The organism is Deltaproteobacteria bacterium CG11_big_fil_rev_8_21_14_0_20_49_13 (genome assembly GCA_002796305.1).
GTDB lineage: Bacteria > UBA10199 > UBA10199.
The window spans coordinates 13,960-35,942 of record PCWZ01000049.1 but is presented as its reverse complement, the minus strand read 5'-3'; the positions used below and the strand labels follow the sequence as shown (position 1 = coordinate 35,942).

The 21,983-nt window shown below is 49.8% G+C and carries 21 protein-coding genes, 1 tRNA gene and 1 other RNA gene; 5 read left to right on the top strand and 18 right to left on the bottom strand.

Annotated elements, in window-relative coordinates:
• Position 1 precedes the first annotated feature (1 nt).
• From COV46_04380 to COV46_04350, 7 genes are all read right to left on the bottom strand, one after another.
• Positions 2–1,045: a phosphoribosylformylglycinamidine cyclo-ligase gene (locus tag COV46_04380; protein PIR17402.1), complete on the bottom strand. Its 1,044-nt coding sequence runs from the start codon at positions 1,043–1,045 to the stop codon at positions 2–4.
• Positions 1,046–1,293: 248 nt separating this feature from the next.
• The gene (locus COV46_04375) at positions 1,294–2,172 is read right to left on the bottom strand and encodes a polyprenyl synthetase (GenBank protein PIR17401.1); all 879 of its coding nucleotides are present in this window, start codon (positions 2,170–2,172) and stop codon (positions 1,294–1,296) included.
• Between the two features lie 4 nt (positions 2,173–2,176).
• Positions 2,177–2,416, bottom strand: a complete 240-nt coding sequence (locus COV46_04370; GenBank protein PIR17400.1) for an exodeoxyribonuclease VII small subunit — start codon at positions 2,414–2,416, stop codon at positions 2,177–2,179.
• A 2-nt stretch (positions 2,417–2,418) separates the two neighbouring features.
• Entirely contained in the window at positions 2,419–3,075 is a 657-nt protein-coding gene (locus COV46_04365) for a hypothetical protein (protein PIR17399.1), read from the bottom strand.
• Position 3,076: 1 nt separating this feature from the next.
• Positions 3,077–4,312: an exodeoxyribonuclease VII large subunit gene (gene xseA / locus COV46_04360; protein PIR17398.1), complete on the bottom strand. Its 1,236-nt coding sequence runs from the start codon at positions 4,310–4,312 to the stop codon at positions 3,077–3,079.
• A gap of 303 nt (positions 4,313–4,615) precedes the next feature.
• Positions 4,616–5,746, bottom strand: a complete 1,131-nt coding sequence (locus tag COV46_04355; GenBank protein PIR17397.1) for a hypothetical protein — start codon at positions 5,744–5,746, stop codon at positions 4,616–4,618.
• Positions 5,747–5,778: 32 nt separating this feature from the next.
• The gene (locus COV46_04350) at positions 5,779–6,798 is read right to left on the bottom strand and encodes a hypothetical protein (protein PIR17396.1); all 1,020 of its coding nucleotides are present in this window, start codon (positions 6,796–6,798) and stop codon (positions 5,779–5,781) included.
• Between the two features lie 564 nt (positions 6,799–7,362).
• Between COV46_04350 and COV46_04345 the strand changes: the two genes are divergently transcribed.
• The 4 genes from COV46_04345 to COV46_04330 all read left to right on the top strand — a co-directional run bounded on the left by COV46_04345 (position 7,363) and on the right by COV46_04330 (position 11,469).
• On the top strand, positions 7,363–7,650 hold the full coding sequence (locus COV46_04345; GenBank protein ID PIR17423.1) for a histidine kinase: 288 nt from the start codon (positions 7,363–7,365) through the stop codon (positions 7,648–7,650).
• 420 nt (positions 7,651–8,070) lie between these two features.
• Positions 8,071–10,056 (top strand): cell division protein FtsK, encoded by a 1,986-nt coding sequence (locus COV46_04340; GenBank protein PIR17422.1) that lies wholly within the window; start codon positions 8,071–8,073, stop codon positions 10,054–10,056.
• Positions 10,057–10,085: 29 nt separating this feature from the next.
• Positions 10,086–10,778: a hypothetical protein gene (locus COV46_04335; GenBank protein ID PIR17395.1), complete on the top strand. Its 693-nt coding sequence runs from the start codon at positions 10,086–10,088 to the stop codon at positions 10,776–10,778.
• Positions 10,684–11,469 carry a hypothetical protein gene (locus tag COV46_04330; GenBank protein ID PIR17394.1) on the top strand — a complete coding sequence of 262 codons (786 nt, stop codon included), beginning with the start codon at positions 10,684–10,686 and terminating at the stop codon, positions 11,467–11,469. The genes COV46_04335 and COV46_04330 overlap by 95 nt, the downstream gene beginning before the upstream one ends.
• Positions 11,470–11,485: 16 nt before the next feature.
• On the opposite strand, the gene rnpB is transcribed toward COV46_04330, so the two are convergent.
• The 7 genes from rnpB to COV46_04295 all read right to left on the bottom strand — a co-directional run bounded on the left by rnpB (position 11,486) and on the right by COV46_04295 (position 15,697).
• An RNA gene (gene rnpB / locus COV46_04325) (RNase P RNA component class A) lies at positions 11,486–11,934 on the bottom strand.
• 26 nt (positions 11,935–11,960) lie between these two features.
• Positions 11,961–12,362 (bottom strand): ribonuclease H, encoded by a 402-nt coding sequence (locus COV46_04320; protein ID PIR17393.1) that lies wholly within the window; start codon positions 12,360–12,362, stop codon positions 11,961–11,963.
• A 10-nt stretch (positions 12,363–12,372) separates the two neighbouring features.
• Entirely contained in the window at positions 12,373–12,714 is a 342-nt protein-coding gene (locus COV46_04315; protein PIR17392.1) for a hypothetical protein, read from the bottom strand.
• Between the two features lie 47 nt (positions 12,715–12,761).
• On the bottom strand, positions 12,762–13,496 hold the full coding sequence (locus tag COV46_04310; protein PIR17391.1) for a hypothetical protein: 735 nt from the start codon (positions 13,494–13,496) through the stop codon (positions 12,762–12,764).
• Positions 13,497–13,549: 53 nt separating this feature from the next.
• Complete coding sequence (locus COV46_04305; protein PIR17390.1) at positions 13,550–14,413, bottom strand: hypothetical protein; 864 nt, start codon at positions 14,411–14,413, stop codon at positions 13,550–13,552.
• On the bottom strand, positions 14,395–15,375 hold the full coding sequence (locus tag COV46_04300) for a hypothetical protein (GenBank protein PIR17389.1): 981 nt from the start codon (positions 15,373–15,375) through the stop codon (positions 14,395–14,397). Before COV46_04300 ends, COV46_04305 begins: the two co-directional genes overlap by 19 nt.
• A gap of 70 nt (positions 15,376–15,445) precedes the next feature.
• Complete coding sequence (locus COV46_04295; GenBank protein ID PIR17388.1) at positions 15,446–15,697, bottom strand: hypothetical protein; 252 nt, start codon at positions 15,695–15,697, stop codon at positions 15,446–15,448.
• Positions 15,698–16,264: 567 nt separating this feature from the next.
• Here COV46_04295 and COV46_04290 point away from each other — a divergent pair.
• Positions 16,265–16,339: transfer RNA gene (locus tag COV46_04290), tRNA-Met, on the top strand.
• Positions 16,340–16,673: 334 nt separating this feature from the next.
• Here COV46_04290 and COV46_04285 read toward each other — a convergent pair.
• The 4 genes from COV46_04285 to COV46_04270 form a co-directional block, all read right to left on the bottom strand.
• Entirely contained in the window at positions 16,674–17,714 is a 1,041-nt protein-coding gene (locus COV46_04285; protein ID PIR17387.1) for a 6-phosphofructokinase, read from the bottom strand.
• Positions 17,715–17,909: 195 nt separating this feature from the next.
• A complete protein-coding gene (locus COV46_04280; GenBank protein ID PIR17386.1) occupies positions 17,910–19,514 on the bottom strand; it encodes a hypothetical protein in 1,605 nt (534 codons plus the stop codon).
• A gap of 202 nt (positions 19,515–19,716) precedes the next feature.
• On the bottom strand, positions 19,717–21,033 hold the full coding sequence (locus COV46_04275) for a peptidase S41 (GenBank protein PIR17385.1): 1,317 nt from the start codon (positions 21,031–21,033) through the stop codon (positions 19,717–19,719).
• A gap of 87 nt (positions 21,034–21,120) precedes the next feature.
• Positions 21,121–21,915 carry a glutamate racemase gene (locus tag COV46_04270; GenBank protein PIR17384.1) on the bottom strand — a complete coding sequence of 265 codons (795 nt, stop codon included), beginning with the start codon at positions 21,913–21,915 and terminating at the stop codon, positions 21,121–21,123.
• Positions 21,916–21,983 lie beyond the last annotated feature (68 nt).

Here is a 21,983-nt window from a genome sequence, read left to right as displayed (position 1 = left end):
GTTAGATAAAAATTATCTCTTTATCTTTCCTTTTTTCAATATGACCTAGTTTATAGCACCTCTCTCCGAACTTTTCGATGCTCTTTTGGATCTCATCGGCAGAATTTTTGTCGACCGCAAGCACAAGCCCTATTCCTAGATTAAAAACGCGCCGCATCTCTTCTTCGGCAACATTTCCCTTTTCCTGAAGGAGCCTGAAGATAAGAGGTCTTTTCCACGCGTCGATCTTGATGATCGCTGTGAGGTCTTCAGGGACCACGCGCGGGACGTTACCATCAAGCCCGCCTCCGGTTATGTGGGCTATGGCCTTAATGCCGTGATTCGTGATTCGTGATTCGTGATTCGAAAGGAGGCGGAGGACGAGCGGTGGATATAGTTTGGTCGGTTCAAGAACGAGATCGGCGAGCGTCTTTCCTTCGAACTTATCGGTCCATTTAAGGCGTGAATCAGCGATTACCTTTCTTACCAGAGAATAACCGTTGCTGTGGGCGCCGGAGCTGGCGACGCCTATCAGAACGTCACCTTCTTTTACCTTGCTTCCGTCTATCGCCATCTCCTTGTCTACAACGCCCACTGAAAAACCAGCGAGGTCGAAGTCTTTTCCGTGATACATCCCGGGCATCTCCGCAGTTTCGCCGCCTATCAAAGAGCAATTGCAATATTTGCAGGCGCGGGCGATCCCCTCGATGACCGGAGCATGATCTTTTGGCTTGAGCACCCCCATTGCAAAGTAGTCTAGGAAGAAAAGGGGTTCCGCGCCGCAACAGATAAGGTCGTTAACGCACATGGCAACGAGGTCTTGGCCTATAGTGTCGTATCTGCCTAAATCTATCGCCACCTTGAGCTTTGTTCCGACCCCGTCGGTCGAGCTTACAAGAACCGGCTCCTTATATTTTTTGAGGTCAATGGCGAAGCTTGCGGCAAAGGGGCCAACGCCTCCCAAAACCTCTTTCCTGTAGGTCGATTTTGCGGCCGGCGCTATTAGGTCGATAAAATGGTCGCCGGCATCGATATCTACGCCGGCATTTTTGTAGGTTTGAGGCATATTATTGACGATGCACTAGTAACATAATTATCGTTCAAGTCAATTAAACTGTACTATATGGGTGCCTGTATAAGGTTTTTCGCTCGCCCGTTTACCATCAATGTTAAAAAAATGTCGAACATTTCATTGAACTTCAGAAAAACGCAATAGGCGCCCCCCTCTGGGAGAATGCTTTTACGGCGGGAGCGAAACCTTCAGTTACAAAGACTGCGTTATAAGGTCATGGAAGGACGTTTAAAAGGCGCCCGTCAACTCTTACGGGTAAGTATGTAGCGGGCAATATCGCGCAAAGGATCGGCCCTTGAATCAAATCCGGCGAGGGCAGAGTAGGCCTTATCCACAAGATCTTTAGCAAGTTTTTTGGATTTTTCTATTCCTAATATCGCGGGATAGGTAGCTTTTTCGTTCTCTATATCGCTCTTTGCGGGCTTTCCCAGCTGTTCCGTCGTCCCTTCTACATCAAGGATGTCGTCGGTTATCTGAAAGGCAAGTCCTATCGCCTCTCCATATTTCTTAAGAGTTGAAAGTTTATCGTCTTTGGCGCCGGCTACTTTAGCGCCGCTTGTAATAGAAACTTCGATCAATGCTCCGGTCTTTAGTTTATGGATGTTCTTAAGTTCTTCGTAAGAGACCTTCTTTCCTTCGGCCTCGAGGTCCAGCTCCTGACCTCCTGTCATACCCCGGGCACCTGTCGCATTAGCGATATCATTTATGATCTGGACGCATGACGCACAACGCACGACGCACGACGAAAGGCACGAAAACGCCTCCGCAAGGAGCGCATCGCCCGCCAAGATGGCCGTTGCCCCGCCGAACTTCTTGTGACTGGTCGGCTGACCGCGCCTTAGATCATCGTCGTCCATTGCAGGCAGGTCGTCGTGAACAAGTGAGAAGGTGTGTATCATCTCAAGGGCCAGAGCCGCCGGCGTTGAATCGGCGGCCTTGCCGCCGCACGCCTCGCATGCGGCCATCACAAGTACGGGACGTAGCCTCTTTCCGCCGGCGCGAAGGCTATAAAGCATCGCCTCTTTCAATTTTGGCGAGGCGCCGCACTCTTTTGAAAAATACTCTTCAATGGCCTTGTCAACCAACGTCTTCTTTTCTGACAGATATTTTTTGAGATCCATAGAATTAGGCGTTCTCCTCCGATTTGAACGGTGCCGCCTTCAGCTCGCCGCCTTCTGTCTTCATAAGCATCTCCACTTTCCCCTTGGCCTCTTTTAGTTTAGATTCACACATCCTCGACCACTTTATCCCCTCTTCGAACGTCTTGAGCGAATCGTCAAGCGAAAGATCTCCCTTTTCAAGATGTCTAACGACCTCTTCCAGTTTTGAAAGCGATCTTTCAAATGTCTCTTTTTCGGGCGCCATATTTAGCTCCTTGGTAATGTGAACATGAACTTACTCCCTTTTCCTGCAATGCTTTCAACCCTTATCTTGCCGCCATGAAGCTCAACTATTCCCTTTGTTATGGCGAGCCCCAGGCCCGTTCCCTTTTCTCCGCCTTCTGCCCCGTGGCCAAGCTGTTCAAATTTGTTGAAGAGCTTAGGCATCTCCTCTTTGGTCATGCCGTGGCCGGAGTCTGCAACATATAACTCGATCATGTCGCCCTTATCCGCAAGGCCTACCTCGACAAAACCCTTGGCGGTGAACTTAATGGCATTACTCAAGAGATTTGTCAAAACCTGTTCTATTCTGAGCTTATCGAAGGAGAGTCTTGTTTCCTTTGAAGGATAGCTCTTCCTGAGCTCAAGTCTCTTTTCTTTTGCAACACTTTCAAATCCGTGAACGATCTCGTTCACGGCGGCCACGATGTCGTCATCTTTCTTTTTGATATCGAATTTCCCGGCCTCTATCTTGGATATGTCAAGCAGGTCATTAACGATGAGCGCCAGCCTCTTTGCATTTCCACCGGCCATTCCCAGTATCTTTTTCTGTTCTTCCTTCAGATCACCATGCATCCCCTCTGTTACTTGGTCGATCCCTTCTTTTATTATGAATATTGGCGTTCGAAGCTCGTGAGTTACCATTTTAATTTATTTTGTCGATCTTTGCCGACGCGCCCCCCTTAAAGAAGCGCACATGAACGCTGTCCCCTTTTTTAAGAATTGCGGCATCGTTAACGACCGACCCCTTCTTTGTAACAACGCTGTAACCCTTTGAGAGCACGGATAGCGGAGAGAGATGGTTCAGTTCCGCGGCCAGCTTTCTGAACGAGGCGTCAAGCCGGGCCAGTAGTACGGATGCCACGTTATTAAGCCGCTCCCTCAAAGAATCTATCCGGATGATGAGGTCCGGAAATCTCGCTGTCGGGGGTTTTAGGTGAGAAGCGGTCTGAGAGAATAACTTGATCTTTATATCAAGACATACTGAAAGCGCCCTTAGAAGCTGCTGATGTTTGTCTTTCAGGAATTTTAAGAGGTCGTCCTTCTTTGGAACGGCTATCTCGGCGGCGGCCGATGGTGTTGGGGCGCGCTTGTCAGCAACAAAATCCGAGATGGTGAAATCTATCTCGTGGCCCACGGCGCTTATAACGGGTATTCTGGAGGCAAATACGGCCCTTGCAACGACCTCTTCGTTGAACGCCCAAAGGTCTTCAAGAGAACCGCCCCCGCGGCCCATGATCATCACGTCAATATCGTCGCGCGTATTAAAATAGATGGTCGCCTGTGCTATTTCAGGAGCCGCACCGTCGCCCTGGACTCGCACGGGATATAAAAGGACCTCGATACCCGGATATCTCCTTGAAAGGACGTTCAGAATATCGCGAATGGCGGCGCCGGTGGGTGAAGTAACTATTCCTATCTTCTTTGGAAGGAATGGAAGAGGCTTCTTATGTTTTGGATCGAAAAGACCCTCTTTAAATAATTTTTCTTTTAGCTGTTCAAAGGCAAGTTGCAGCGCACCGACACCTTTAGGCTCGCAATAATCGACGATAAGATTGAAGTCGCCGCCCTTTTCATAGATGGAAAGGTTCCCGCGGCAGATGATCTCTATCCCGTCCTTTATCTGGAACTTTATCTTGGAGGCGTGCCCCTTAAAGAGAGCGCACTTGATCACCGCCTTTTCATCTTTGAGCACGAAGTATGTGTGACCTGACGGAGATATCCTGAAATTTGAGACCTCGCCTGCGACCCAGATATTATTGAAGTTCCTTTCAAGAAGCTGACGTACTCCCCCCACAAGCTCGCTCACGGTGAAGATGCGCGGCGCCTTATTCTCGACGGATACCGGCGCCGAGACTTCGGCCTTTGCCGGAGGGCTCACTATTTCATTAAAGTCCAGGGTTTGTTGCTCCACAGTTATAAAAGCATCAATGACCAAGCTCCAATGACGAATAAAATCACAAATTCCAATGAATCAAATGAATCAACTGAGATTTGAGTCATTGAATATTCATTCGTCATTGGGTTTTGGACATTGGGGCACCTCTATAAACCCATTGTTATGTCATTGCGAGGAGCGTCCAGCGACGAAGCAATCTCCATAAATCAAGTGTTTATGGGGGATTGCCGCGCCCCTTCGGGGCTCGCAATGACAGCGTGAGTAGTTTATAGAGGTGCCCATTGGTCATTTCTCCAAAATTCCCCTTAATTTCTCCATATCTTCATCTGCCGTTCGAAGCCGGTCCAGCTCTTTTCCTATTTTCTTCTTTGTCATCTTTATCCCATGCACCGAAAGCACTTTAGCGATCCCGCTATATTTATCGTTGATGGAATTGGTGACCGATTCGAACCCTAAGCACGCCGCCTTTACACGGTTTGAATAGAGGAGCGGGTTAAGATCAAAGAAAGCCTTGTCGTCATCCTTTGGTTCAATGAGAATAATGTCGCCCTTAAAGCTCTTGTCATCCCTGTATTTGTCGAGCGCCATGTGAAGCCTGTTGTGAAAGAAGGTCCTGAATATCTGGTTCAGAACGGTCATTATCCCTTCGCCCGCGGCCTTGCCTTCCCTTGTGTGCGGCCTGAAGGGGTTGTAGCAAACAATGAGGTCGGCCCCCTTTTTGACGGCAATGTCTATCGATGCGGTATCCTGAACGCCGCCGTCTACATGGTCCACACCGTTTATCCTTACCGGCTTATAAAATCCCGGCACAGCGGTGGATGCCTGTATCGCCCTTGAAATGGGAACGCTTGCGTTCTCATCGGGCCCGAAGACAACACGCTTGCCACCATCCAAAGAAGATGCAACAATGTAGAGGTGTTTGCCTCCCACCTTCAGCGTTGTCTTAAAGCTGTTGGTAAGCTTGTTGTTCTCTATGTTCTTTCTTATGTAATGCTCGACCGGCGAATTATCAAAAAGACCCGAGGGAAGTATCTCGTAAAGAGATGGTGGCGATTTGTCGGAAAAGAACTTCTTGGCAAATGTCAGGGGTTTCGTGATTATCTCCATCATGTTGGGCCAGTAAAAATGCCATGCGGAGAACTTGCTGAATTGCGCCGAGGTGCCATCGAGGCTCTTTAACATCTCTTCGGGACCGATACCGCCGGCAAGAGGTGCGGCCAGCAAACTTCCGGCGCTTATCCCAACATAGGTGTCGAAATCGGTGACCGTAAAACCGTCCAGATAATCGTTCAGGGCCTTAAGGCCGCCGGACATAAAGGAGGCGCCGGTCACAGCCCCGCCGGCAAGAATGAGCGCCTTTTTTGAGCCAGACCCCATTTTTTTCGAGCCGCTTTTATGGACTATGGTTATACCCATATCTATACTATTCGTGCTACACCACTATCTCGCTATCGTAAAGAGGTTTTTGGGGTGAGCTGTGCCATAAAGGCCTTTGTGGCTTTTTCCCAGTCCTTTTCGGGACCAGTGGCAAGATACTGTTGATAGTATTTAAGAGATTCTTCATTCTTCCCGGCCTTTTGATAGATCCTTCCCAGGCGAAAAATGGCCCTGGTCATCTCCGGATCGATTTTATATATTAACTTATATTCTTCGGCCGCCTTGTCGTACTTTTTCGTGTCGATATAGATATCGCCCGAGAGTTGGCGCAAAATGATGTTATTGGGGTATTTCATAAGGAAGAGAGTTAGGATCTTTCTGGCCTCGTCGTACCTCTTTTCGCGGGCAAGCATAAAGGCCATATTGGCCTCCGCCAGGGTCTTGCCATATTTACCGTTCTCGATAACGTTCTCAACCGCCGCTATCCCCTCTGCTGTGTGGTCGCCGAAAAATGGCAAAAACCGGAGCCCTTTTGTGAGGACCGATCTCCAATAATTGTACATTCCTATTCCAAGGTCCGAATCGACGAACGTCTTGTCTATGAACTGCGCCCTTTTTAAGAGCTGTGTGGCGCGAACTGCGCTCCCTACCGCCCTGAACCATTTTCCCTCTCTGGCAAAATAGAATCCCTTCATCCCGTAACCGGCGCCCAAAATAAAAAGGTCCCACGTGGTTGGGTTGTTGTTAATGGTCTTATAAGCAACCCTTTCGAACCTTTTCTCCGCTTCAACGTATTGATCTTTGAACCTGAAATCCAGGTTCTCGAACATCATTATCTGCAGCGTTGCCAGTTGGCCAAACGTGCCGCAGGGTGAATCCGGATATTCTTTCTCGATGATCGAAAATAGCTCGAGCGCGGCCGGGTAATTGCGCTCGAACATGAGCTCTTCGCCCAAAAGCGTCTCGGAGATTACGTCGGCCCTTGCGTGGGATGAGAAGAGAAACAGGAGGCATGAAGCAAGAAGCAGGATAAAACCGTTCTTGCTCCCTGCTTCATGCCTCCTGTTTCCTGTTCCCTTTTTCTTTAACATTGCATCAACCTCTCATCTCGTGTTATTATTATACGCAAGATGTCCAAGAATTCGCTCTCGATCCTTTATATCACAAAGAAACAGAATGCGATAGTACCACTTGCATCCATTTTGAGGCACGCATTCCCCAAATTGACCGCCTCGCAGACCGCATCTCCCGAAGAGATCCACAATTTTAAAGACCTCGACATAATCATCGCCGATGACGAGTTCAAGATCAAGACAGACCTCCCATTCTTAGGCGTTGTCCCCATCGAAAAGGCAGACGAATACGCTAAACAACACCTTGATTTTATTACAGAAAATGAAGTTTCGTCATATGCTATAGCAAGAGCTGTAAAAGACATTCTTGAACGAAAAAAACTCACTCAAGAGTTAAAAGAGGTCTCGATAAAGGACGAACTTACCGGACTATACAACCAGAAATTCTTGCTGGAAACGCTCGCCCGCGAGACAAAAAAGGCGATAAGATATGGCTATCCGTTAACTCTCCTTTATGTGGGAATAGACTCGCTTCGAAAGATAAACTCCAAATACGGCCACGAAATAGGCGACCGCGTCCTTGTGGACTTCGGGCTCATCGCCACGAATTCTGTCCGCGAGATCAACACGATACTCCACCACCACGAACATTTTGACGGGAACGGCTACCCTGACCACATGCAGGGCACGCATATACCTGTCGCCTCCAGAATAATTCATCTTGCAGAAAGCTGGGACGCAATGATAACAGCTCAGGATTACAGGACCGCGTTTCCGCTCGATCAGGCTTTAAACGAGCTTAAAAAAGGGGCGGGAAAAGAGTTCGATCCCGAGCTTGTTGCTATATTCACGGGGCTTATCGAGAACTAGTCTATGGCCAAAGATAAAAAGAGAACGGTTAAGGGCGAGATTTTTGGTGTATTCTTTCTGGCGCTGGGCATTTTTTTTGCCCTCTGCCTCCTTTCTTACGACCCGGCGGACCCGGCGCTGAACGTAACATCTAACGTTAAACATATAAACAACTTAGGCGGTTTTGTGGGGGCGTATACCGCCGATATACTTTTCAACATCTTCGGCGTCAGCGCCTACTTCCTCTGCTCGGTCCTTTTCCTTGTAAGCTTCCTGCAGTTCTGGGGAAGGACGATAAACCTTAACTGGAAAGAGGCTGTGAGCTACGCCATGCTTCTCGTCTCCGGCGCTGCGCTCTTTCATTTAAAGTTCGAGATGGTCCATATCCACGGTCAGCCCATTGAGGCCGGCGGTTTTCTCGGAGCGCTTTTTGGCACCTTGATGCAGAACTGGCTGGGCAAGGCCGGCGCATATATCGTCGCTTTCACTCTCGTTACGCTCACAGCCCTTTACGCAACCCACATGTCGGTGGTGGAGATAGCCAAGGGTGTTCAAAAGATAACGGTTGTGATCGGTTCATGGCTCTTGGGGCTTATCATAATCTACTTCGAGAGGACAAAAAAGTGGGCCTTTAAAACACTACCCCTATGGAAAGATGCAATAGCCGACTGTATCGGGAACTTTAAAAAGCGCAAAAAAGTTAAGATAAACATCATCAAAAAAGAGGCTGTAAAAAGGGGCTCCGGGGTCGCCATTCCGGGACTAACATCCTCCGCCGAAAGGCCATCCAAAAAGATAGAGACCGCGGTAACTTCCCCCATGGCGCCCCAATCTGAATCGAGCGAATACGACGCAGACGGCCCGAAGATATTCGAACGCGCCGACTCAAAGCCTTCAAAGGCGCGCGACAGCCAGCTGGAGCTTGCAAGGATGAGCAAGGATTACACCTTCCCGCCGACGTCTCTCCTTGATTCGTCGGAACAGAAGATAGTCGCCATCGACGAAGAGAACCTCAAGAAAAACTCGGTGCTTCTGGAGCTAAAACTCAAGGATTACGGAGTTGAAGGAAGGGTCACGGAGATCCACCCCGGGCCCGTCATCACGATGTACGAGTTCGAACCCGCACCCGGAGTAAAGGTCGGCAAGATAGTGAATCTTGAAGACGACCTCTCCGTCACAATGGGCGGGCGAAGCGTTCGTATCGTTGCCCATCTTCCCGGCAAGGCGGCCATAGGAATCGAGATACCCAACATCGAGCGCGAGATTGTCTGGCTCAAGGACGTTATAAGCGACGGCAAATTCAGGCGCTCTAGCTCCAAGATAACGTTTGCGCTCGGCAAGAACATCGAAGGACATCCTGTGATAACCGACCTCACAAAGATGCCCCATCTCCTTGTGGCCGGCGCCACCGGCAGTGGAAAGAGCGTGGCTGTCAACACGATGATAGTGAGCACGCTCTACAAGGCAACTCCCGAAGAAGTGCGGATGATACTTATCGACCCCAAGATGCTCGAGCTCCCTATTTACGACGGGATCCCCCATCTCCTCCTCCCTGTCGTCACAAAACCGCGCAAGGCGGTGCTGGCGCTCCAGTGGGCCGTGCGCGAAATGGAGAGACGCTATAATATCCTGGCGGACGCAGGGGTCAGAAATATCGCCGGATATAACGAAAAAATAGACAAGGGCAGTATTAAGCTCATGTCCGTTGAAGAGGCGGCAAGGGTGCAGGCGGCGAACAGGGAGGCCATCTGCCATTTGGGCAAGCTCCCCTATATCATGATCGTGATAGACGAACTTGCCGATCTTATGATGGTGGCATCTAAAGATATGGAAGAGTCGATCACGCGCCTAGCCCAGATGGCGCGCGCGGCCGGCATTCACTTGATACTCGCTACCCAGCGCCCGAGCGTCGACGTTATCACGGGGCTCATCAAGGCGAACTTCCCGGCGCGTATGTCGTTCAAGGTTTCCGGCCAGCACGATTCGCGCACCATCATTGACACGGTAGGCGCCGAAAAACTCCTTGGCATGGGCGACATGCTCTTCATGCCGCCCAACTCATCTGATATCATGAGGTTGCACGGAGCCCTTATCACCGAGGTCGAGATAACAAGGATAATAAACCACATCAAGGAACAGGGAAAGCCCGCCTACGACGAATCGATAGTTGAAGAGAGGAACGTTGGCGAGGACGGGCTTCCCATGGGCGAAGAAGGGGAATATGATGAGCTCTATGACATAGCGGTAAAGCTCGTTTCTGAAACAAAGCAGGCCTCCATCTCAATGATACAAAGGCGTTTCCGCATAGGCTACAACCGGGCAGCGCGGCTAATAGAGAAGATGGAGTTGGAAGGCGTTGTCGGTCCCGCCGACGGAGCAAAGCCAAGAACAGTGCTTGTCAGCGGCCTTTCGCAGGAGAGAGAATAGCTGAAGAAATATCCAATGACCAAATCCAAATGACAAATAAATATCCAAAATTCAAATCCCAATGGCATGAACGGATTGGACATTGTGTCATTGTAATTTCATTCTTCATTGGGATTTGGACATTGGTCATTTCGAACTACGCGAACGCCGCTTCGGTCGACGGGATCCAATCCACCTATTCTTCCATAAGGGACATGACCGCCAATTTCACGCAGTCGACCTACGTTGAGGTGCTCGATTCCACAATAAAAGAGCCGGGCGTTTTTATGATGAAAAGGCCTGGAAAACTATTTATCGAATATACCGGCGAACATCCTAAGCGCTATATAAGTAACGGCAAGAAACTCTGGATAATAGACAAGGAACTCGAACAGGTAGAGACCTACAAGGTGGGCGGCGAGACCATCCCCAAAGAGGCGCTTGAGTTCCTGAACGGGTTCTCGGAAATGAAGGAGCTCTTTACGGTAGCCGAGCGGAAGGTGAATACCCCCAAAAAGGGAAACACATATCTAAAGCTAACTCCCAAGGGAAAGAGCCCGCAGTACAAATGGCTCGATTGCGAGTTCGGACCCGACAATATCCTCAAAACGATGACGATACATAATAAGTCTGGAAATATTTCCACTTATGTGTTTGATAATACGAGGTTGGATTCGGGATTGGGTGACAGTTTGTTTATTTTCGATGCAGGAAGCAGGAAGCAAGAGGCAGGAAAAAGATAAAGTTCTCCAGCCTCCGGATTCCAGTCTCCGGCATCTAATCTGCGGAGTTCATATGAAAAAAATAGTATTTTCTGTGTCCTGCATCCTGTTTCTTGCTTCTTGCCTCCTGACCTCTTCCGCGCACGCCCGCACCGAAGGCTTCTATATCGGCGGCGGCTATCAGCAGCCGGTAATGTTCACATGGAAGGACCAGAGCGTGATAGCGCCCGATCCCGGTTCATCGATCAAGTTCTGGCCCAACTTCGGCGCCTTCCTCATGGGCGGGTACGAGTTTGAACGACCCGACTGGCTCGGTCTAGCCCTTTCGGCCAACTGGGGAATGCTAAAGCTCAATAGTTCAGAGTGGGTAAATCTTATAAACGGTGATATGCAGGTAAACTTTCACTTCTTAGATCCCGACAGAAAGTTCGACCCATACGTGGGAGCGCTGGCAGGCTTTAACTACATGACAGAAGGAAAGGTTGCGAACCAGTCGGCGTCGCTTGGCCCCGATTTCGGTGCGGCATTTGGTTTTAAATACACCTTGATGGAATATGCGATGGCCGGTTCGCCAAACGTGACGAACCTCTCGCTAATGGTAGAGGTCCCGGTAAAGATAATTCTTTTTCTCAACGACAACGACCTTTCGGACAGCTCGACAACGCCGATCATACAGATACCTGTGAAGGTTGGATTGACCTACTCGTTTTAAAATAAGATAAAAATGAACGGAAGGCCTTTAATAAGCCGGGTTCTGTATCCCCTTCCGGGGTGCGATCATTCATCTGGGGTGCAAAGTTGCCTCGCATCTCGTCATCTTTACCAACGCTAGCGCTTGACTCGCTCAAAGCCTTGCGGCAAAGGCGGTTACTGATAAAGATAGTAGCGGCCTACCCGGGATTGTCCTCTCCGTTGCCGGATCGGACGGGCGAGCAACCCGTGTCCCTGCTTGGCCTTGCTTTCCGTAGAGTTTACCTCGTTTCACCCTCATCCGGGGACACACAATTAATTCACACTTCTTGAATTAAGTGTGTGTCCCCGGACAAGACTCGTCTCTGTGGCACTGTTCCTCTCCCGATTTTCATCGAGATGGCGGACGTTATCCGCTACGGCGCTCTTTAAAGCCCGGACTTTCCTCCATCCGCCAAAGGCGGACGGCGACCGCGTAAAAGGCCCTCCGTTCATTTTTCAAAGATCTTTACTTTAAGCTTCGTCTATCGCCTTGTTGGCGAGCTTATCTGCCTCTTTGTTCATCTCGCGAGGCACATAGGTTATATTACAGCTCTTGAATTTTCGCAAGAGCCCCTTGACCTCTTCAAAAAGGGGCCTAAGTCCTTCGTTCTTCACCTTGTAAAGGCCCTTTATCTGTTTGACGATAAGCTCCGAATCGGCAAAAGCCCTTATCTCTTCGGCGCCCATCTCTACGGCCGCCTTTAACCCTGCGATGAGCGCCCTATATTCCGCCTGATTGTTCGTCGTTTCGCCCAGATACTCGGCTATCTCTCTTACAATGGCCCCTTTTTCGTCCTTTATCGTTACACCGATACCGGCGGGTCCGGGGTTGCCGCGTGCGGCACCATCGCTATTTATTATCAGTTTTTTCACGGGTCACTTCTTACCTGTCCCGAGCGCGCCGGTCGTCGGGCCGGCAAGTCGAGGGGTCGATAAGCCCGAATGCCGAAAGGAAGCGCTTCTCTTCCCTTGGCGAAAGGCATGAAATGACGTTCTTGGCGTTCTTTGAAAGGGTCTTGTCTCCCCTGACGTTGAAGGCCCCTTTTGTCTCGGCGGCGGCTTCAATTGTAAGCTGGTCGGCTATCTCCCTCAAGAGGGCCTTCACCTCTACCGAGGTCAGTTCTTCACCCGTAACCTTTTCGAGCGAATGAAGGTCTTCATGTTCGGCGAGATAACGCAAGATCTCGGCGGCCGCATCCTTTGGCATTGTTTTAATGTTGATCATAATTGTACGCGATTATACCACGCCAAAAATGCAAGACAAATTATTTCTTAAGCTTCTTCTTGCGTGGGCGCTTCTTCAAAGAAAAGGAGCCTGCGGCAGTTTGGGCAACTGATGAGCTCTTTCCACTTCATTAGCTCGATAAAGACCTGAGGGGGTATCCTTTTATTGCACCCGCCGCAGACACCGTTTATTGCCAGCGCCATCCCATCGCTAAAACGATGCTGAATTAAGCGGTATTCGCTAAGGACCTTCTTATCCACGCCCTTCTCGGCCTCGGCCCTCAAAGCCAGCTTTTCGTCACGTTCGAGCTTTAAGAGCTCCTCTTCCTGCTTGAGCCCAGTCTCCTTTTTCCTAAAGACATTCTCTTTATCGGCTATTCCCAAAGAAAGTTGCGTGATTTCTTCAGAAATCTTCTCTATCGACTCCATCATAGTAAAAATGGCCTCTTCACGATCCTTTGTGGTCTGCTTGGCGTCGGCTATCTCTTTGATGGCGGCCTGATATTCCTTATTAGTTTTAATAGCATGGAGCTTTGACTCGCGTTCTTTGGTGCGGGCATTCTGGGCCTCTATCTCAAGCTCCTCAACTCTCTTCTTTTTCTCGATCTCGGCTTTTAAGGCCTCTTTTTTGATTATTTCTTCCTGGGCGGCACGAAAAACGGAGGCGACTTCGTCTATTTTAAGGGGTATTGCTTCCAACTGGCGGTTTATATCGTGGAGGACGACATCGACGTCCTGCAGTGTCTTGAGTAACGCTAATTGACCTTTCAGATCGGCTGTCACAATTGGCGGGGGATATATGCTGGCTGGATAAAATTGTCAACCCCGCATTTATTTTAATTTTGCAAGTAAGAGACAATAAGAACGCCCATGGAAACGATGTAAACTATCAGGGTCCCGCGTATAGCACCGAACAGATTCGGAGGCTCCTCCAGCATAGTTCTGGCGGTGTAATAGTTGCGCCACATAAAAGGGATGGTTAGCAAGATAAGAAGGGAGATCTTTGGCAACAGATCAATAATTACCATCAGCGTCAAAGTTATGTAGAGAACGACCGACATCAAGCCGTATATGGTTACCGTCCCTTCCCTGCCGCTCCTTACGCATATATTCCTCTTGCCGACAAGGCTATCCTGCAGAAAATCGGGCACCTCGTTCATTATCGCTATTAAGAATAAAAAGATGGCCGGTAACGCTGATGCAACGACCGGAAGCAGATCTATCCGGCCGGTCTGCAGGTAGTAGCTACCAAGCACCATGGCGGGGCCATACGAAATGGCGATGACGATCTCGCCAAGTCCTCGGTACGTGAACCGTAGTGGCGGACCAAGATAACCGGCCGCCGCAATAAAACCGACCAAGGCAAAAATGGCAATGCCGGCCCCAACCTGCCATGTAAGATATACCGCGAACAAAAGGGCTATAAAGAAGGCCCCAACACCTATATAGAACTTTTTTTTTGTGACAGGCTTTGGGTTCAACTGAAAGACCCTGTCGGTCCCCAGCACCCAGTCGAAATACTCGTTGAAGGCCTCTACTCCGACGAGCGTAAAAAATATGCCGACAAGGCCTATAAGAAAGAGTTTAAGGTCGAACGCTTGAACGCTATGCCTCGAAATGACGGCGCCAAGGCAATATGGCAGAAGGCCTGCAAATAGCAGAAAACGGTAACGGACGAACCTTAAAATACGTTTTGCCATTTATTTGATTGGGCGAGGAGGTTGGGATCCTTTATGACCCTCTTTGTGAATTCGATGACCTTGGGTTCGCGCCACGCCTTTTTGTAACGTTCCCAAACTTCCGCAAGCGATTGTTCCTTAACATTGCCGCAGATAAAGGGAAGCGGCCCTATTAATTTAGTATTGCCGTTAGGAACGACCAAGAGGCTCGCCGATGGCTTTTCCAATCTATATTTGAGCTCTTCGATGACATCGTACGGATAGTAATAGACCTTCATCTTGTTCTCGTATTGTTTTGTTTTTTCGTCGAGGGTCTTAAAGAAGGCCTTGTATTGTTCTTCGGTAGGATTCAACTTATCCCAGTTAAGCGCGGCACGCCCGATGCGCATTATCTTGCCTGTATAAAATCCGTAGCAGCCAAGGTCATGGGCCATGTCTATCGCCTCGCCCACTTCATGGATATTAAAACTTGTCGGCACGAATACTATCTCCGTTGTCACGCCCTTTTCCACCAGTTTTTTTACGGCGGTATAAGATTTTTTCCAGTCACCCTTTAAACGCAGGACCTCATGGGTGGCGGCGGTCGCGCCATCGAGGCTTATTTGGACCGACCTAAAATCGAGCGCGGCAAAACGATCAACGACCTTGTCGTCGATGAACTCTCCGTTGGTCTCGACCTTTAGGCTCATTCCGGCTTCGCGGATGAACTCTGCCACTTCGAAGAAGTTGGGATGCAGAAGCGGCTCGCCGCCGGATATGGCAACGTAAGGGATCCCCATCTCGCGGACCTGATGCAGGAAAGTGAAAATTTGATCCCTTGTCATCTCTCCCGGAATGTGGTGGCCGGCCTCTTCGCAACAGTGGAGGCATCCAAGGTTGCAGACGGAATTTATCTGCCACGCAAGAAACAGCGGCGCCTTGAAATCGTCAAAATTCTCTCCGGCCATGCCGGGCGTTGTGTTAAAGTTCTTTGTGGGTTCCATGTTTACTACAGTGATTAGTGAACAGTGATTAGTGATTAGTCGGAGCTCTCCGAACCACGCACTAGAACACTTATCTTGCTAACACCTCCTGATCGATCATGTTTTCGATAAAACAGTTGACATCATTAGCGATGGCTTCTTTAGATGCTCCGTAAAGCGACGCCAATTCGTTAACAATGACATCCGGCGTCTTCTTCTCTTTGAGGCGCTCGATAATTTCAGCACCGGTTTCGTTGGTAACAAAGACCTTCTCTTTTAATGTCTCAAAGATGACCGTTCCAAACTTTTCTTTCCGCACCTGAACGTTCTTTTTGAATTCCATAGATTTCTCCTTGCCTCGCCGTAGCCATTTTAATGGCGAAGGCGGGCTTTAAAATAAAACAAAGGGGCATCGTCATAAACGTCGCCCCCTTGAAACGTTACGATATCCATCACACCGCGTTTAAGATCTAGGTAAATCTGATATAAGGCTGTGCCATTACACGTCCGGACACGTCTGTAAGCTCCGGCTTCACCCATTTCTGGTTCTTTTTGTCCTTTTTGGTCGTTACTTTGGGGTCGCAACCGCATTTGCACAGATCTTCTTTTTTCTTTCTATCCATTTTTCCTCCCGATTTGTTGAGGCGTTAATTTACTTGAAGGTTTGGATTTGTCAATCTTTTTAAACTTTTTAAACGGTTTAATTTTACGTTGACTACAGGACATCATATAATATATGGGTTTCCTCTAAGGAAGCGCCCGCCACTAGAGCTTTGGCGGGCAGAATTTTGAATATAAATGTTTGAAATTATAGTTAAGCGGCGAACCGCCCGGCTTTGCCAGCGGTGAGCCGAGTGGCTTGGGGGGAAACGGCGAGTCTTCGAGCCGGTCGTTCCCCCCATCTTAAATAGGGCCTCTAGCTCAATGGTAGAGCTACCGGCTCATAACCGGTTGGCTGGGGGTTCGAGTCCCTCGAGGCCCACAAAGTCGAAAGGCCGGCTGTGTAAACAGCTGGCCTTTCGACTTTTTAGGTTCTCTGGACGAGAACTCGGTTCCGAAGGAGCCGCTGTTCCGACCGACCGCGGGTACTCACGTTTCGTGGGTGCGCGAGGAAATACCCGGAGCGCGACTTCAAACTCTTGTTTTGTGTCTCTCCCCGCATTCCTGCCTACATCAGCCCGCCGTCCATTAAATAAACTCCGCAAGAGCAGGCACGCTGAAAATTGCGATTGGCGCGGCCTTTGCAATAGCCAGTTCTATCTCTCTGCCGATCCGGAAGAATTGCTGGAAAAGATAAAAAATCTTATCGGTTAACTCGGTCAATATTGAAAGACCTTGGTAAGATCGTATAAATCTTTGTCTATCGTCTTTATCTTCTTGGCAACGGTCTTGAGAGGGATACGAACGATCTTCGAGCCTTGTAGCGCCACCATCACACCAAAGTCTTGTTCGTGCACACAATCCATTGCCTCAACTCCGTAGCGTGTTGCAAGAACGCGGTCGTGGGCCGTTGGCGTACCGCCGCGCTGTATATGTCCAAGCACCGTAACGCGCGTTTCATAGCCGGTGATCTCTTCTATCCTCTCCGCCAGCACCGCACCTATTCCGCCGAGGCGGACATGCCCGAACGCATCCTTCCCCTTTGAAGAAAGTACCGACTCTTTACCCTTCCTTGTGACCATCTGCGCGCCTTCGGCGATACAGACGATAGAGAAGAACTTGCCGGCATCGTGCCTGCGCCTTATCGCCTCGCAAACATCTTCTACCCTGAACGGATGTTCAGGCACCAGAATGATATCGGCGCCGCCCGCAAGTCCTGAATATGTCGCTATCCAGCCCGCATGCCTCCCCATCACCTCTACCACGAGGACGCGGTTGTGAGATTCTGCGGTCGTGTGAAGTCTGTCGATGGCCTCCGTTGCTATTGAAATGGCCGTGTCGAAGCCAAAGGTAAAATCCGTCCCGGGAAGATCGTTGTCTATCGTCTTTGGAACGCCCACAACATTAATGCCCCGCTGGGCCAACTTATAGGCTGCGCCCAAGGTGTCCTCTCCGCCTACTGCTACCAAGGCATCGAGGCCTATTTTTTTGAAATTTTTAATGGCCGTCTCGGCTATTGATTCTTCCTTGAAGATATTTGTCCTTGATGTTCCAAGTATCGTGCCACCGCGGTAAAGGATGCCGCCAACCATCTTTCTGTCGAGAGGCATCGTGTCGGCGTTAAGAAGGCCTGCCCATCCGTTCTTAAGTCCTATGACCCTGTCTCCGAACTGGGTCGCGCGCCAAACCACGGCTCTTATCACGGCATTAAGCCCCGGACAATCGCCGCCGCCAGTGAGTATCCCGACACGTTTGTTCATTGGATCAAATCCTCCTATTACGATGGGGGGGCGACCAGCTCCCAAAACCTCGCCGTTTTCCCCCAAACCCCTCGATCTCGAACTGGCAAAGCCAGATTCTCGCTCACCTTTAAAGTTGTGTGTCTCTTAGCAATAAGCGGTTTTTAACGCAAGAAAAACCGGCTGATTTTCCTTCAAAAACCCTGCATTGGCCATTTATCTTGAAGGAGCGGCCGGACGGACGTAATCAGAAAGCTGCACGGACGCTGTGGTATCAAAAACGCTTTGCCGCTGGTTCGGACGGTGAACGGCAAGAGCTATGATGTAGGTAAAAGGGTTGTCTCCTTCAACCATAAGACCGCTAAGATACGGATGAACAGACCTGTCATCGTACTTTAAAAGGAACGTTACATCCAATTCGCTTACATCCCTATCGTTGATGACCCTCTTTGTGAGGAAATATTCGCTCGTGCAATCACCACAAATATTGACTCCTCCGGGCGTCATTTTGTAGGCTATGCTTGAAAAATCCACCCTTCCGTTACCGGCGTCATCCACAAAAATATCACCTAAGATCTTTTCGCTCTCCTTTGTAACATAGACCGTGTCTTTGAAAGCGAATATCATCTTCTCACCGACCGACGGGAGCGTCTGAGGAAGATCGTCCTCTCTATCAACTCGCGAGGCCACACATATTTTACAGGCATCGGCGGCGTTCACAATGTTCCGCAAACCGCTGACGCAGGGATCCAATGAGGCGGGACAGCGTGTAACGTGCCCGCTACAAATAGATGCGGCATTAAGCCCGCCGTCTAGATTCTTTACAAGGAGATATTTGCCGGTAACCGATATGAAATTATCGAGACCTTCGGAGGAGCTTATCTGAAACGAATCGTTCGCCGCAAAACCGTCGTCACAAAGACCCGGCTCTTCGCCGGTTGTGGCCGGAGCCAAGATCCTGGCAGGGACCGAACCCGGAGTCGCTATCACCTGCGCGCGCGTCCGTATCGCTAGCGTCGATGTTTCTTCCGTGACCGTTCTCCCTCTTAGAGCACCGGCTGATAACGTCTGGCCGGCGGCATCAGGTCTTATACTCGACTGCGACCGAAACACCGGAGACAGAGGCTCATTGTCTGCCGCATCTCTTTGGCCCTGAAAACTGGCAGCCCCCTCCCTGGGCGCCGCAACCACAACCGCATCTCCTTCTGGCTGCGAAACGGCGGGGAATGAATGTCCGGCTACAACCCGTTTAACCGGTTGAGTTCCGATATCGTCTGGAGCGTCCCGAGATACAACGGTCGTTTGAGAAAAATCTTCGGACCTTGTAACATCATTAAGGCGGAAGTAATCTTTGTTGGCGGTTCCATCTTTGATCGGTTGGGGCTGCAAGAGACCATCCGGGTCCATTTCTTGACCTTCTGTAGTTTGGGCCTTCGCCGCGGCATTGTCCTTCTCAGCGTCCCCAAACTCCGCCTTTGGTTTATCTGCAAGGTCGGGTTTTTGGCCTTGCGATTGAGGAAACTCGCTTTCATCCAGGCTTGCGGTTATATTTTCGACGTTACTTATCTTTTGCATCTCCTGCTGATCTTCGGCCCCTATTCCCTTCATCGCCATTTTGATTTTGGATGGAACGCTGGCGATACTGTCGATGAACGCCTTTATAGATTCAGCTATGCTTTCGAAGAATCCTTTTTTTGCCTTAGCCCAGGCGGCCGTCTGAACAGCGGAAGCCGCCTGAACGGTCGAGCCCTTGCCCTCTCCTGAAAAAGAGGTGCTCGACAGCGTCAGAGAGGCGCCAAAGGCCACTAAAACCACCACCATTAATAGTCGTATATTTTTCATAACCGTTCCCCCAAGGAGTGATTATGCAATTGACATGCCATGTTCAGTAATCGGTGATCGGTAATCGGTGATCTGAAAAGAGTTTTATAAATTAAATGGTTATGAAAATATCATCTAACGGGAAAAGTTGAAAATTGATGCTGGTGGGTGAAATATTACCCGTCAGAGTTACTCACCCTTATCATTTTGGTAATGGCCTTGAGAGGGGGGCGGTGCCTGCCTTGAATATTTCCCAGCTCTTGAGATAATCGAGCGCCACCTTCTTTTGATAGTCTAATTTGCCGGTCTTGGTAACGAGCTTGGCGCCTTCTCTCGTATCAATACGTTCCGGCGGAACCTCTAGGTGACCGGGAAGGTCGCGTTCACGTATCCCCCTCTTTTCATCTTTTGCAATCTCGGGGGGCTGATCCTCTACGATTATATCGGGCATGATGCCTTGGGCCTGGATAGAGCGGCCCTTTGGCGTGAAATAGAGCGCGATGGTAAGCTTGAGTGCGCTTCCGTCATCCATCTCTATCACCGTTTGCACGCTCCCCTTGCCGAACGTTTGCGTCCCCAGCGCAACCGCGCGCTGATGGTCCTGCATGGCTCCGGCCACAATCTCTGATGCCGATGCGGTACCGCCGTTGACAAGTATTATTATGGGATAAGAAATATCCTCGGTGGCGACACCGTGAGCCTCCCTTCTGTCTATCTCTTTTCCGCGACTCTCCGTTGTGACGATAACCCCCTTGTTGATGAATATATCTACCACCTCTACCGCCTGATCTAAAAGACCGCCGGGGTTATCGCGCATATCTATGATAAGGCCCTTAAGAGCGTTCTTCTTTCTTAATTTATCCAGCTCCTTCTTCAGGTCCTTTGCCGTTCGTTCCTGAAAACTTCTGATCTTCACATATCCGTATTCCTTATCGAGAACTTCGGAACGGATACTGGGAACCTTTATCACCTCACGCGTCATCGTTACATCGAATGTCTTTTTGGGGTCGTCGCGCTGGATAGTCATCGTCATCTTTGAACCGACATTACCGCGCATCTGAAGTATCGACTGGGAAAGATCGAGGTCCCTTGTAGATTTACCGTCGATCCTGATTATCTTATCACCGCTCTTAAGTCCCGCCCTATCCGCCGGCGAGCCTTCTATAGGAGCCACGACCGTGAGCATTCCTCCCCTTACCCAGACCTCAACGCCAACTCCGCCGAACTTACCTGCGGTATCGGTGCGAAGCTCCTTGTACGATTGCGGAGGCATGTAAACCGTGTGTGGATCGAGACCCGAAAGCATTCCGCGAATGGAGTTCTGGACAAGTTCCGTGTCGTTCACATTTTCAACGTAGTTCTTTTCGACCTGGCTCAATATTTTGGAAAAGATGTGAAGATTTTTGAAACCGCTCTCAGATAAGGCAAAAGCCCTTTGCGAAACCAAAAGCCCCAAGGCAACGATAAAATACAATAATTTTCGCGTCATACGAAAGTTCTTATAACACCTTATTCTCATATTGGCAACTGACCTTTTGTGAGACCTTTTGTGAGACCTCGCAAAAGGTCATCCTGAGGCCCTCGGGCCGAAGGATCTCCCGCAACATTATAGTTCGATCCTTCTTACCGCCGGTATATTTCTTCCCAAAAAGTTCATGGCAACGGATTCAAAGCGTGCGGGAAGGTCGGTCACATACAGATGATATTCCGCCTCTGCGTTAGGCGCTACAAGAAGTCCTTCTTTCTCAAGCTCGACCCTTAGGGCCTCGGCCGCCGCCTCGGCAGAATCGATCAACGTAACCTCGTCTCCTACCACCTTTTGAATGACCCCTTTAAGAAACGGATAGTGGGTGCACCCAAGGATCAGGGTGTCTGTCTTTTCCTTCTTGAAGGAATCTAAGTAGGTCCTTGCGACCGATTCGGTCACATCACCATCGAGCCAGCCCTCTTCCACGAGTGGCACAAAGAGCGGACACGCCTGACTCACCACGAGAACATCGGGATCGAGCTCTTTTAATGACCGCGCATATGCATTGCTGTTGATAGTTGCCGGTGTGCCGATGACGCCTATACGCTTTGACTTGCTGGCGCTAAGGGCCGCCCTTGCGCCCGGGTCGATAACGCCTATCACGGGGACATCGACCTCCTTCCTGAGGAACGGAAGGCTGTACGCAGAAGATGTATTGCAGGCGACAACGAGCGCCTTGATGCCCCTTTGCGCAAGAAAATGGGTGTTTTGTATCGAATATTTTATGACCGTTTCGGCCGACTTTGTCCCGTATGGAACGCGTGCCGTATCGCCTAAATAGATAAGAGATTCATGGGGAAGCGCCTTCCTCACCGCAGAAAAAACGGTGAGTCCCCCCACCCCGGAATCGAATATGCCTATTGATCTGTGCATGAACGTTACGGGGCGTGAGTACCCTTAAAACCGGTCCCAAGTCAAAGCAAAATTAAATGGGACCTTGA

Bases quoted from the DNA above. Each gene is read 5' to 3' on its own strand.
- COV46_04380 (PIR17402.1), bottom strand. From the start codon at position 1,045: ATGCCTCAAACCTACAAAAATGCCGGCGTAGATATCGATGCCGGCGAC.
- COV46_04375 (PIR17401.1), bottom strand. From the start codon at position 2,172: ATGGATCTCAAAAAATATCTGTCAGAAAAGAAGACGTTGGTTGACAAG.
- COV46_04370 (PIR17400.1), bottom strand. From the start codon at position 2,416: ATGGCGCCCGAAAAAGAGACATTTGAAAGATCGCTTTCAAAACTGGAA.
- COV46_04365 (PIR17399.1), bottom strand. From the start codon at position 3,075: ATGGTAACTCACGAGCTTCGAACGCCAATATTCATAATAAAAGAAGGG.
- COV46_04355 (PIR17397.1), bottom strand. From the start codon at position 5,746: ATGGGTATAACCATAGTCCATAAAAGCGGCTCGAAAAAAATGGGGTCT.
- COV46_04350 (PIR17396.1), bottom strand. From the start codon at position 6,798: ATGTTAAAGAAAAAGGGAACAGGAAACAGGAGGCATGAAGCAGGGAGC.
- COV46_04340 (PIR17422.1), top strand. From the start codon at position 8,071: ATGCAGAACTGGCTGGGCAAGGCCGGCGCATATATCGTCGCTTTCACT.
- COV46_04335 (PIR17395.1), top strand. From the start codon at position 10,086: ATGACAAATAAATATCCAAAATTCAAATCCCAATGGCATGAACGGATT.
- COV46_04330 (PIR17394.1), top strand. From the start codon at position 10,684: ATGTGTTTGATAATACGAGGTTGGATTCGGGATTGGGTGACAGTTTGT.
- COV46_04315 (PIR17392.1), bottom strand. From the start codon at position 12,714: ATGATCAACATTAAAACAATGCCAAAGGATGCGGCCGCCGAGATCTTG.
- COV46_04305 (PIR17390.1), bottom strand. From the start codon at position 14,413: ATGGCAAAACGTATTTTAAGGTTCGTCCGTTACCGTTTTCTGCTATTT.
- COV46_04300 (PIR17389.1), bottom strand. From the start codon at position 15,375: ATGGAACCCACAAAGAACTTTAACACAACGCCCGGCATGGCCGGAGAG.
- COV46_04295 (PIR17388.1), bottom strand. From the start codon at position 15,697: ATGGAATTCAAAAAGAACGTTCAGGTGCGGAAAGAAAAGTTTGGAACG.
- COV46_04285 (PIR17387.1), bottom strand. From the start codon at position 17,714: ATGAACAAACGTGTCGGGATACTCACTGGCGGCGGCGATTGTCCGGGG.
- COV46_04280 (PIR17386.1), bottom strand. From the start codon at position 19,514: ATGGTGGTGGTTTTAGTGGCCTTTGGCGCCTCTCTGACGCTGTCGAGC.
- COV46_04275 (PIR17385.1), bottom strand. From the start codon at position 21,033: ATGAGAATAAGGTGTTATAAGAACTTTCGTATGACGCGAAAATTATTG.
- COV46_04270 (PIR17384.1), bottom strand. From the start codon at position 21,915: ATGCACAGATCAATAGGCATATTCGATTCCGGGGTGGGGGGACTCACC.